The sequence below is a fragment of the Saccharopolyspora antimicrobica genome (assembly GCF_003635025.1).
Lineage (GTDB): Bacteria > Actinomycetota > Actinomycetes > Mycobacteriales > Pseudonocardiaceae > Saccharopolyspora > Saccharopolyspora antimicrobica.
Window position 1 is genome coordinate 3,103,669 of the sequence record NZ_RBXX01000002.1, and the last position, 11,615, is coordinate 3,115,283.

Consider the following 11,615-nt stretch of genomic DNA (forward strand, 5'->3'; position numbering starts at 1 on the left):
CGATTTCGCGGGAATCCGGAGCTCCGAGTTCCCACGAAATCGCACGCCGGGTCGGGAATCCCGCCTCATTCCGCCTTGAGCAACGGGGTTTGCAGCAGGACCGTCTTGCGCCGGGTGATGTACTGCGCGCGGCCCGGGGGCAGCTTCCGCGGCTTGGCGTCGTGGAACGCCTGGCCCTCCGACGGCGGGCAGGACAGCAGCGCGCCCGGCGTGTTGACCTCCAGCATCCGCCGCACCAGCGGGTCGTACATGGCGCGGGACAGGCCGTTGGCGCTGCGGGCGACGATCAGGTGCAGGCCGATCTCGTGGCCCTGCGCGAGGCAGTCGAGGATCGGCAGGAACGGGTTGTCGCCCTGGTCGGCGCCGAGCATGTCGTAGTCGTCGACGATCAGGAACAGCTCCGGGCCGCTCCACCAGTCGCGCTTGCCGAGCTGCTCCGGGCTGATCTCCGGGCCGGGCAGGCGTTCCCGCATCGCCCGGGACGAGCCCATCACCGCCTCCCGCACGAGGTCCTTGGAGACGGCGTAGCCGAGCCGGTACTCCTCCGGCACCACGTCGAACAGCTCGCGGCGGAAGTCCACGAAGGTGATCCGCGCTTCCTGCGGGGTGTACTGGCGGGCGACCGCGGCGGCGACGTGCTTGAGCAGGTTCGTCTTGCCGGTGGCGTCGTCGCCGGCGATCAGCAGGTGCGGGTGCTGGGCGAAGTCGTGCCACAGCGGCTCGATGTCCTCACCGGACAGGCCGAGCGGAACCCGCAGCTGACCGGTCGCGGCGGGCAGCTCGGTGACGTCGAGGACGGCGGGCAGCATCTTCACCCGCGGCGCGGCCGGGCCGTGCCAGGCCGACGCGATGGTGGTGATCAGCTCCTGGGTGCCCTCCGCCGTTTCGCCGGGGCCGTCCAGCCGGGGCACGCCGGCGAGGAAGTGCGCCTGGTCGTCGGTGAGGCCGCGGCCCGGGATCTTCGGGACGGTCCCGGCGGCGCGCATGTTGATCGCCGACTCGACCGGGTCGCCGAGCCGCAGCTCGAACCGGGTGGTCAGCTGGTCGCGCAGCCCGGCGGCGACCTCGCCCGGGCGGCTGCCCGCGATCACCACGTGGATGCCGTAGTTCAGGCCGCGGGTGGCGAGCAGGGTGAACTGCGCGACCAGGTCCATGAAGTCCTGGCGGATCGTGGTCCAGCCGTCCACCACCAGGAACACGTCGCCGTAGGGCTCGTCGGCGAACTCGCCCTTCGCGCGCCGCCGCCGGTAGGTGCCCATCGAGTCCACGCCCCACTCGGCGAACTTCTGCTCGCGCTCCTCCAGCAGGGCGTTGACCTGGTTGATGGTGCGCATCATCCGCTCGGTGTCCAGGCGGCCGGTGACGCCGCCGACGTGCGGCAGGCCGGCCAGCGAGGAGAGCATGCCGCCGCCGAAGTCCAGGCAGTAGAACTGCACCTCGCGCGGGGTGTGGGTGAGGGCGAGCGCGGTGATCAGGGTGGCCAGCAGGGTGCTCTTGCCGCTCTGCGGGCCGCCGGTGATCAGCACGTGCCCGCCCGCTCCGGACAGGTCCGCCAGCAGCGGTTCGTGCCGCTGCTCGAAGGGCCGGTCGATGATGCCCAGCTGCACCTGCAGGACGCGCTCTGCGGCGTCCACAGTGGTCAGACCGCGCTCCGGGTCGATGCTCAGCTGCGGCAGCATCTGCTCCAGCGTCGGCGAGACCTCCAGCGGCGGCAGCCAGACGCGGTGCGCCGGCGGGCCGGAGTCGTGCAGCCGCTGCACGGCGACTTCGAGCAGCGACTCGCCGCTGTCCTCCTGCGGCGCCTCCGGTTCCTCGGGCATCGGCAGTTCGCGCTGCGGGACGTAGGAGGTGCTGTAGGGCACGATCTGCCGGGCCACCACGGCCTGCCGGATCTCGCGCCGGGCCTGCCGGTAGGCGCCGGAGACGTAGGCGGCCTTGAACCGGGTCAGGGTGTCCACATCGGTCTTGAGGTAGCCCGCGCCGGGCTGCGAGGGCAGCTGGTGGGCGTCCGGAACGCCCAGCACGCCGCGGCTCTCCATCGCGGAGAAGGTGCGCAGGCCGATCCGGTAGGACAGGTGCGATTCGAGCTGGTGCATGCGGCCCTCGTCCAGCCGCTGGGAGGCCAGCAGCAGGTGCACCGAGAGGCTTCGGCCGAGGCGGCCGATCATCACGAACAGGTCCATGAACTCGCGGTGCGCGGCCAGCAGCTCGCTGAACTCGTCGACCACCACGAACAGGGTCGGCAGCGGGTCGAGGTCGGCGCCTTCGGCGCGGGCCTTCTCGTACTCGGTGACCGAGCTGTAGTTGCCCGCCTTGCGCAGCAGCTCCTGGCGGCGGACCAGCTCGCCGTGCAGCGCGTCCTTCATGCGCTCCACCAGCGACGCCTCGTCGGCGAGGTTGGTGATGACCGCCGAGGTGTGCGGCAGCTCGTCCAGGCCGAGGAACGTCGCGCCGCCCTTGAAGTCGACGAGCACGAAGTTCAGCGTCTCCGAGGAGTGCGTCAGCGCCAGCGCGAGCACGAGGGTGCGCAGCAGCTCGGACTTGCCGGAACCGGTGGCGCCGATGAGCATGCCGTGCGGGCCCTGCCCGCCCTGCGCGGATTCCTTGATGTCCAGCTCGATCGGCGAGCCGTCGCCGGTGACGCCGATGGGCACCCGCAGCCGGGCGCCGCCCGAGGCCCGCCTGGCCTGGGTCTTGGCCAGGTCGTGGGTGCGCAGGTCGCCGATGTTGAGCAGCGTGGTGAGCTCGAAGTCGGCGGCCAGCGGCTCGGTGGTGTCGGTGGAGATGGCCAGCCGGTAGGGCGAGAGCAGCCGGGCCAGCGAATCGGCGCGCAGCTGGCTGAGGAAGTCGGGCCTGCCGATCGGGGAGGTGTCCTCCTTGCCCGCCCGTCCGATCCGCACCAGGTCGACGCTGTCGGGGTTGACCTGCAGCAGCAGCGTGCGGGGATCGCTCTGCCAGTCCAGCGAACCGCCGAGGTCGATCACCGTGGTGTTGCGGTAGCCGCTGGTGGCCATCCGGCTGCTGGTGGCGGGCTGCGCGCCGTCGAGCACCACCACGACGTAGGGCTCGTCGCGGGTGGGCATCGCGTCGCGGTCGAAGAACGGGCGGCCCGCGAGGTCCTCGCCGAGCAGGCCCTCCAGCTCGCCGACGGTCTCGGCGGCCAGCCGGACCGGGCCGGCGCCGTCGGTGTCGGTGGGGTGCAGGCAGTGCGGCAGCCACTTGGTCCACTGCCACTCCTGCAGCTCCCGGCCCAGCACCACGATGCGCAGGTCCTGCGGCGCGTGCAGCACGGCCAGCTGCGCGATCATCGAGCGCACCATGCCGCGGGCGGCGTCGAGGTCGCCGCGCAGCAGCACCCGGGCGTAGGCGCGCAGGTACACCGGGACCGGCTGGTCCGGAACAGTGGAGTAGGCGCGGATGAACCGGCGCAGCGCGTGCGCGGACAGCGGCTCCAGGTCCTCGATCGGCTTGGTGGTCGGCTGCGCGATCGTGGTGCCGAGCTGCTGGTCGCCGACGGCGAGGCGGACCTCGCCGAAGTCCGGGTGGTCCGGCCGCACCTCCCACAACCGGGAGGTCCCGACCAGCGACCACGCCGCGCTCGGGTCGGGGTGCCGCCAGCGCTGCGCGTGGCGCTGCGCCACCACCGTCTTGCGCACCTGGCGGCGCACCTGGCCGAGGTAGCGGAGGTAGTCGCGGCGGGCACCGGTCATCTGGCGCTTGCGCTCCGAGGCGGCGCGCAGGAAGTTCGCGGCGAGCATGCCGAGCGCGGCGAGCACCATCATGCCCATCGCGAAGTACATGATGGTGCCGCCACCGCCCATGCCGGGCCGGAGGAAGATCATCACCATCGCCAGCGAACTCAGCGCCATCGGCAGGTAGGTGATCATCCCGGAGAACCCGCCCTGGACCTCGGGCAGCTCCGGCGGTTCCTGGAGGGTCAGCTCGCCGGACGGCATCGGCGGACCGGATTGCCGTTCAGGACGGCGGAACAGCGTGACGCTCACGCGGATTCCCTTCCCGCTGGGGAAAACTGTGACGGGAGAAGAATTCCACTGAGGACCGGGGATTTTCAGGTCACGTAAATCGGCGACAGCGCGATTACCGGGCCAGGCCCTATGGTTTTCCCAGGACGACGGCGGAGATGAACCTGCTGCAGCGCCGCCGCTCCGGCCTCGAAAGCAACTGTCCCCCGGCGATCGAGGCATTTCGTGTGGCGGCGTCGGGCATCCGAAGCATGGGTCCGGTGCCCGGCGCCGCCGCTCTTTTCGAATTCCTCGCGGGAAAAGGGAGCGTGAACCGGCGTGAGCACCAGCGCAGTCGCGGGTCTGTGCCGACTGTCCATCCGGGCGCCTGATCGGAACTTCGATCTCGCGGTGCCCACGGACGTGCCGCTGATCGACCTGATGCCGACCATCATCAGCTACGCGGGCACCCAGGTCGAAGAGGCCGGGTTGGAGCACGGCGGCTGGGTGTTGCAGGCCGTGGGTGGTGAGCCGCTGGACGAGGAGTCGACCCCGGAGGCCCTCGGGCTGCAGGACGGGGAGACGCTCTACCTGCGTTCGCGGCAGGAAGCCATGCCCGCGGTGCACTTCGACGACCTCGTGGACGGCGTCGCCACGGGCATGCAGGACCGGCCCTGGTCCTGGAAACCGGCCGCCACCAAGCGGTTGCTGCACGCCTCGACGCTGGTCGCGGCGGGGATCATCTGGCTGGGCCTGCTGCTGCCCGGCGACTCGCTGGTGCGCGCGATCGCCGCCGGGGTGGCGGCGATGCTGCTGCTGGCCGCGTCCGGATCGGCTTCCCGGGCCGTCGGCGATGCCATGGCGGGCACGGCGTTCGGTCTCGCGGCGGTGCCCTACTTCGCGCTGGCGGGCTTCCTCGCGCCGGGCCCCGAGGCGTCCGGGATGGCGGTGCTGCTGGCCGCGTCGGCGACCGCCGCGGGCGGCGCGGTGCTGGCGCTGGCCGCCTCCGGAACCCACCCGCACGCCTTCCTCGGCGTGCTGGTGACCTGCGCTTTCGGCCTGATCACGGCGCTGTTGTCGCTGCTGACGGGCACGCTGGCCGAGGCGGTGTCGGCCACCGCGCTGATCGCGGTGCTGTTCGGTGCGTTCGTGCCCGGCCTGTCGTTCCGGGTCGCCGGGCTGAAGATGCCGCCGCTGCCGACGAACGCCGACCAGCTGCAGGAGGGCATCGACCCGCACGCCAGCCGCCACGTGCTGGAGCGCGCCGCGATCGCCGACCGGTACATGACCTCGCTGTACCTGGCGGTGGGCGCGGTGTGCATGACGGCGGTCGTGGGCCTGCTCACCGAACCGCACTGGGCGACCTACACGATGGCCGGCGTGCTCAGCGCGATCCTGCTGCTGCACGGGCGCGACGTGGGCGGCATCTGGCACCGGCTCTCGGTGGTGCTGCCCGGTCTGCTCGGCTGCACCGTCCTGGTGCTGGCGCTGTCCATGCAGGACCTGTTCGGCAGGCTGCTGGTGTTCGCGGGCGTGGCCCTGGTGGGCACGGCGCTGATGGTCGCGGGCTGGACGGTCCCGGGCAACCGCCTCGTCCCGTATTGGGGACGCGCGGCAGACATCCTGCACGTGGTCCTGGCAGTGAGCCTGATCCCCCTGATGCTCACGGTGCTAGGCGTATTCGGCTGGATCAGAGCCTTCAACGGCTAGTGGGTGATTCCAGGCTCGTTTTGCGTGGCGGTGCGGGTAGCGGAACCTCAGAGGCTGCCTGGCTGCGGGATCCCGTTTTTATGTATGCCCAATACACGGCAAACGGGCTGTCCTCGCCAGGCAGCCTCTGAGAACCCGCGGCGGTGCTGGTTGTGGGGTGGGTTATGCGCCTGCGGCGCATGCGGCCCTCACCGCGCGGGTCCGGTCGTGCTCCGCGGTCGCTGTTCGCCGCGGGGAGAGCGGTTTCCGCCAGGCGTACGACTTCAGGTTCGGTCAGGGCGTTCGTGCTCGTGGGGTGGATCGTCCTCAATGTTCACGAGATGGGTAAGGGCGTGGGAGTGTGCAGTCGCGTCGGGATCAGGTTCAGGCGCACATGTTCGTCATGGGACGGCTCAGCGCCGGGATGCTGCGGGCCGATCCGGATATCCCGGACACGCCGCAGCGGCGGACTTCGCGCGGCATCGTCATCGGTGTCGTCGTGTCGGTCCTGCTCGGGCTCGGGACCTTCCTGTTCGGGCTGATCAAGCCCGGTGGCGCGACGTCCTGGCAGGTGGCGGGCGCCGTCGTGGTGGAGAAGGAGACCGGCGCGCGGTGGCAGTACGTCAACGGCGTGCTGCACCCGGTGCTCAACCAGGCCTCGGCCCGGCTGCTGGCCGGCGCCGAGATGCAGGTGCACACCGTGTCGGCGAACTCGCTGGCCGGGACGCCGCGCGGGCTGCCGATCGGCATCCCCGGTGCGCCGGACGGCCTGCCCACCCTCGGTGCGCTGAGCAGCGATCCGTGGCTGTCCTGCGCTTCGCCCGCGCAGGGCGGGCGCGATTTCGCGATGCTGGTCGGCGAGTTCGACGGCGAGCCGCTGACGGCCACCGACGGCGCGCTGGTGGCGGGCCCGGACGGCACGGTGTTCCTGGTGTGGTCCGGGCACAAGCTGCGGATGGACGTGGCCTCGGCGGGTCCGGCCGCCCTCGGCTACGGCACCACCGACCCGATCGCGGTGCCCGCCGGATTCCTCAACGCGCTGCCCACCGGGCCGGACCTCGTCGCCCCGGAGATCGACGGCCGCGGCGAGGCCGGGCCGCAGCTGGCCGGTGCGCCGAGCGTGATCGGGCAGCTGTTCCAGGACGCCTCGGGCGAGCCGTACCTGCTGACCAAGGCCGGGCTGGTGCCGCTCACCGACACGCTGTTCAAGCTGATCAGCGGTGATCCGCGCACGCAGGCGGCCGCTTACGGCGGGCAGCCGGTGGAGCCGCGGCGGATCGGCGCCAACGACCTCACGGCCAACGGTGCGCCGTCGGCGGCCAAGAGCGAGCTGACGCGGAACGGGGCCTTCCCGGACGCGCCGCCGGTGCTGGTGCAGGACGACGAGCAGGCGCTGTGCGTGGCCACCGAGCCCGGCCCGCCGGTGTCGACGAGCGTGTCGCTGCTGCCGAAGGAGCTCACCGACACCGCGAACCCGGTCGTCCCGCTACCGGGGATCACCGTGTCCTGCCCGCGCCCGGACCGGGTGGGAGTCGTGCCGGGCAGCGGCGTGCTGGTCTCGGTGCTGTCCACCGGGGACGTGCCCACGCCGACGCTTTTCCTGGTGGCCGACAACGGCGTGAAGTACCCGGTCCCGTCCAGCGACGTGGCGGGCAGGCTCGGCTACGCGACGGCCGCGGTGGCGATGCCCGCGATGCTCGTCGACCAGCTGCCCACCGGCCCGGCGCTGGACCCGGCGAAGGCCGGTCTGCCGGTGACCGAACTGCCGCCGGTGACGCCCGCGCAGTGCTGAAACACCCGGCCACGTCCCTGTTCTGGGATGTGGCCGGGATCGGGTGCCGGTTCTAGTTTCGGTGTTGTCCAGCAGTGCTTTTCGGACCAGAACTTCAGGAGTGAGCCTTGGCCGCGCCATTGATCAATCAGGACTCCGCTGTACTGCAGCAGAAGACCCAGGCCTTCACCGGTCACATCGGCCAGATGTCGACGATCGCCACCACGGTGCAGGGCTTCGAGGCCGAACTGCGTGCCGCCTACACCGGGCCGGAAACCGAGATCTTCGGCCGCAAGATCCAGGAGTGGGTCGAGAACTACCGGATCGTGCAGACGGAGTTCGACCGCGTCGTCCAGGCGCTCGGCACGACGCAGAAGAACACCCAGAACCAGTCGGACCACAACTCGGTCACGGCCGGCGGTCTGGACGTGTCCTCGTACAACGGGCTTCAGGGCTGAGGGAGGAGAACCATGAGTCTGCACATCGACACCAACAAGGTGCGCGAGATCCTGGACAGGTTCCACCAGGAGAACAACAAGATGCAGCAGTTGATCGACCAGGTGGTCCAGGACGGCAACGGCCTGGCGCAGGTCTCGGACGGTGAGTGGAAGAACGCCTGGGCCCAGGCCCAGGGCAAGGTGACCACGTCCAAGGGCAAGATGCAGGAGTCCTTCGGCAAGGCGACCCTGATCCTCCAGGACATGAGCGACGGCCAGATCAACACCGACTTCAAGAACGCCGCCGGCTTCTAGGACGGGTGGTCGGTGAACCATGGGTGAAATCGCCCACGACAAGTCCGCGACCGAGCACTACCGCCAACTGTTCAACGAGTGCACAGCCGACCTGACCAGCTGCAAGGAGATGCACGACTTGCAGGGAAGGTTCGACATCCTGGCGGGCAAGACCACCGAGGGCGAGTGGGTGAAGATCCACTTCAAGCGGTGCCGGGAGGCCATCACCGGGCAGCTGCTGGAACTGGCGAACACGACGCTGCCCGGTCTGAACCTGAAGCTGGACCGGGTCGACACCAACGTCGAGAACCAGTCGGACGAGAACGGCAAGAAAGCGGACGGCGTCAACGTCGCCTTCTGAGGCGGGTTTTCCGGTCGGCTCCGGTCGGCCGGAAAACACCATGGGGCCGTGACGGCTCGGATTCGGTTAGATCGTGGAGGTTTCGGGCGATGGCAGGGCTCTGGGAGCAGGTTCTCAGCTACATCGCGGAGAGCGCGCCGACATCGCGCGACGAAGTGACCGGCTTGCAGTGGATCTCGGGCGTGGAGGTCGGCGGCCTCGGAGCCGGTGGCAATTGGGACATCAAGAAGTTCGCCGACGCGACGCAGGCGACCACGCACGTGGTGGCCACTCCCGCCGGCAGCATGCCCGTCACGACGACCACGAGCGGCACCGTCGGCGTCGGGCTGAGGATGAACAACGCGGAGTTCGAGAAGACCGACGGTCCCTGGGCGAAGCTCCTCAAGACCGGCAGCACCATCCTCGACCCGCTCGTCCACGCGCCGCACCAGAACACGGTCGTCAGCATCCCCAGCTTCAACTACGCGATCGACGCGCTGACGAAGATGGCCGCCAAGGTCGAGGCCTGGGCCGACCGGTTCGGCCAGGAAGCGAAGGAGGTCGAGACCGGCGGCAACTTCAAGGGCGAGACGGCCAAGTCCTTCCAGAGCCTGCTGCAGAACGCCGGCTTGTCGCTGAAGGACTTCGCCAAGCTCGTCGGTGACCCGCAGGTGCTCCAATCCCTCGCCGACAGCCGGGACAAGCAGCTGGCGGAGGCCGTGGGGCTGCTGAACGGCTGGATCAACTGGCGGGACCACCCCAGCAAGCTGATGTCCCCGTCCATCGCCACGAAGACGGTCTTCGACGAGAACGTCACGCAGATCGTCCACGTGAACGGTTCGGTCACGAAGCTCGTCACGAACTGGGGAACCTTCGACGTCAGCGACTCCTCGTGGAGCGAGACCCTGCGGGGCCACCTGGAGAACGGCGCGAAGGACAAGTGGAAGGCGCACTTCGCCGAGCACCTCGACGGGGAGGCCCAGAAGGTGCACCCGCCGCTGTACACGAGCCTGATGACCACGGCGAACCGGATCAAGCAGAACCCGAAGCTCCAGCCGTTCGCCTCCAGCTACTCGGCGAACAAGGACGACCAGGCGAACAAGCAGATCGAGGATCTGAAGAAGGACCTCGACAAGACGACGAACGATCTGAAGAACAGCCAGGACGAGGTTCAGAACTCCCTCGACGACAAGCTGAACCAGAGCCAGCAGGACCTCAACGACCAGCTCAACCAGAGCAAGGAGCAGACCAGCGGTCTGGGTGGTGCGACGGGGCTGGAGAACTCGGACCTGACCGGTGGTGGCGGTGCCGGCGGTGGTCTCGGTGAGGACACCGACATCGACGCGCCGGAGCTCGATGCCCTGGACGAGAACGAGACGCTCGCCAAGAACAACACACCGGAGTCGCTGGGACTGGGCAACTCGAGCCTCAACGACGACAAGCTCGGCCTCGGTGGCGGGCCGCTCGGACTCGGCGGCGGGCCGATCACCTCCGGGCTGGGTGGTTCCAGCATGAAGGGCGGCGGGCCGGACGGTCTCGGCACGAGCTCGATCTTCACGCCCGACGGCGAGGTCATGCGCGGCCCCGACGGCACCCCGCTCTCGGTGCCCAACGGATCGGTGATCAACCCCGACGGCACGGTGACCAAGCCCGACGGTTCGAAGGTGCTCGGCCCGGACGGCAAGCCGCTCGTGCTGCCCCAGGGGTCCTCGATCAAGCCGAACACCTCGCTGCTCAGCCCGAGCGGCAGCCCGTACCTCGGCCCGGACGGGCGACCGATCTACGGGCCGCAGGGCTCCTCGCTGTCGCCCACCGGGCACCTGCTGGACCCGAACGGCCGGATGATCTTCGGTCCGGGCGGCAAGCCGATCACGGTGCCCGACGCGGTGCACAACAGCACGAAGCTCGCGACCGGTCCCGGCAAGCAGCTGAACCTGGGGCCCGCGGAGATCGGCGATCCGGCGAAGCGGTCGACGGTGAACTCCTCGGCCCTCGACGACAAGCTGCGCAAGCCGTTCTCGATCGGAACCGAGTCCATGGGCCCCGGCGGCCGCAGTGGCCAGAACGGCCAGCAGCCGATGATGCCACCGCCGATGGCGGGCGGTGGCGCAGGAGGCCAGGGCGAGCGCGAGCGGCAGAAGACCACCTGGCTGTCCGAGGAAGAGGAGACCTGGGGCGCCACGGGCGGCTTCACCGGCGCGATCGGCCGCTGACGACCAGCCGACCGACCAATCGGTTTCGCAATTTCAATTGAAATCAGACGTCTGATTTCAATTGAAATTGCGGATTCCGGGCGGTCGGTCGCCGGATGTGAGGAGTGCGGGATGAACTTCGGGAACTTGCAGGCGCAGCTCGACGAGACGCTCGCCGAGCTGAACAAGCAGCGCGAGGAGCTGCAGCGGGTCGAGGACGACCTGGCCAAGAAGACCGCTTCGGTGCGCTCGAAGGACCGGATGGTGACGGCCACCGTCCGGGTCGGCGGCGAACTGTCCAAACTGGAGTTCCACGACGACCGCTACCGCTCGATGCCCAGGGCCGAGCTGGCCGCGGCCATCGTGAAGGTCGTGACCGAGGCCCAGCAGCAGTTGCAGTCGGAGGTCAACGAGACGATCCAGCCCCACCTGGGTGACACCGCCGAGCTGCGCAAGCAGTTCCGCGACGAGTCGCCGTGGGGCGACTTCCTGGCGCCGCTGCTGGACATGCAGCAGGAGGCGGCGTCCTGGCTGAAGGGGAGCAACGGCAATGGCCGGTGAGAACGAGATCGTCTCCATCCCGCCGGACCTGAAGCAGAAGTTCGCCGCTCTCGCCCCGTCCGAGCTGGCGCTGAAGAAGGCCTGCCGGATCTGGGAGGGGATGGACGCCGAGCTCCAGGTGGCAGCGGGCAACGACGACGAGACCGCCCGGTCCATCAAGAAGGAGGCCAAGAACCTCAACAGCAACATCACCGGGATGCTCGACTCGCTCAGCCAGCTGTTCAACCTGACCACGGTGAAGGGCCAGAAAGCGGCCGACAACCACGACAAGCAGTCCGACTACAACTCGCACTCCGCGAACAGCATCGACACCGGTAACTGACGGCTCCAGCAGTGCACCACCCCGCGGCGGGGTGGCGGATCGGGAAA

At 69.5% G+C, this 11,615-nt stretch carries 9 protein-coding genes; 8 read left to right on the forward strand and 1 reads right to left on the reverse strand.

Annotation, left to right across the window (positions count from 1 at the left end; genetic code table 11):
• Window positions 1-65: 65 nt before the first annotated feature.
• Window positions 66-4,004: a type VII secretion protein EccCa gene (gene eccCa / locus ATL45_RS15175; protein WP_093159588.1), complete on the reverse strand. Its 3,939-nt coding sequence runs from the start codon at window positions 4,002-4,004 to the stop codon at window positions 66-68.
• Between the two features lie 297 nt (window positions 4,005-4,301).
• Here eccCa and eccD point away from each other — a divergent pair, with 297 nt between their 5' ends.
• The 8 genes from eccD (at window position 4,302) to ATL45_RS15215 (ending at window position 11,568) form a co-directional block, all read left to right on the forward strand.
• A complete protein-coding gene (gene eccD / locus ATL45_RS15180; RefSeq protein ID WP_093159591.1) occupies window positions 4,302-5,672 on the forward strand; it encodes a type VII secretion integral membrane protein EccD in 1,371 nt (456 codons plus the stop codon).
• Window positions 5,673-6,012: 340 nt separating this feature from the next.
• Window positions 6,013-7,443, forward strand: a complete 1,431-nt coding sequence (eccB, locus tag ATL45_RS15185; RefSeq protein ID WP_256258595.1) for a type VII secretion protein EccB — start codon at window positions 6,013-6,015, stop codon at window positions 7,441-7,443.
• Between the two features lie 107 nt (window positions 7,444-7,550).
• Window positions 7,551-7,880, forward strand: a complete 330-nt coding sequence (locus ATL45_RS15190) for a hypothetical protein (protein WP_143121777.1) — start codon at window positions 7,551-7,553, stop codon at window positions 7,878-7,880.
• Window positions 7,881-7,892: 12 nt separating this feature from the next.
• A complete protein-coding gene (locus tag ATL45_RS15195) occupies window positions 7,893-8,174 on the forward strand; it encodes a hypothetical protein (RefSeq protein ID WP_093159599.1) in 282 nt (93 codons plus the stop codon).
• Between the two features lie 19 nt (window positions 8,175-8,193).
• Window positions 8,194-8,514 (forward strand): hypothetical protein, encoded by a 321-nt coding sequence (locus ATL45_RS15200; protein WP_093159602.1) that lies wholly within the window; start codon window positions 8,194-8,196, stop codon window positions 8,512-8,514.
• Between the two features lie 89 nt (window positions 8,515-8,603).
• Window positions 8,604-10,706 (forward strand): hypothetical protein, encoded by a 2,103-nt coding sequence (locus ATL45_RS15205; protein WP_093159605.1) that lies wholly within the window; start codon window positions 8,604-8,606, stop codon window positions 10,704-10,706.
• Between the two features lie 111 nt (window positions 10,707-10,817).
• Window positions 10,818-11,246, forward strand: coding sequence for a YbaB/EbfC family nucleoid-associated protein (locus ATL45_RS15210; protein ID WP_093159607.1), 429 nt, complete (start codon window positions 10,818-10,820; stop codon window positions 11,244-11,246).
• Window positions 11,236-11,568, forward strand: a complete 333-nt coding sequence (locus ATL45_RS15215; RefSeq protein ID WP_093159610.1) for a hypothetical protein — start codon at window positions 11,236-11,238, stop codon at window positions 11,566-11,568. Before ATL45_RS15210 ends, ATL45_RS15215 begins: the two co-directional genes overlap by 11 nt.
• Window positions 11,569-11,615: the final 47 nt, after the last annotated feature.

Coding starts and splice junctions, on each gene's coding strand:
- ATL45_RS15215 (WP_093159610.1), top strand. CDS start 11,236: ATGGCCGGTGAGAACGAGATCGTCTCCATCCCGCCGGACCTGAAGCAG.
- ATL45_RS15195 (WP_093159599.1), top strand. CDS start 7,893: ATGAGTCTGCACATCGACACCAACAAGGTGCGCGAGATCCTGGACAGG.
- ATL45_RS15205 (WP_093159605.1), top strand. CDS start 8,604: ATGGCAGGGCTCTGGGAGCAGGTTCTCAGCTACATCGCGGAGAGCGCG.
- ATL45_RS15200 (WP_093159602.1), top strand. CDS start 8,194: ATGGGTGAAATCGCCCACGACAAGTCCGCGACCGAGCACTACCGCCAA.
- ATL45_RS15210 (WP_093159607.1), top strand. CDS start 10,818: ATGAACTTCGGGAACTTGCAGGCGCAGCTCGACGAGACGCTCGCCGAG.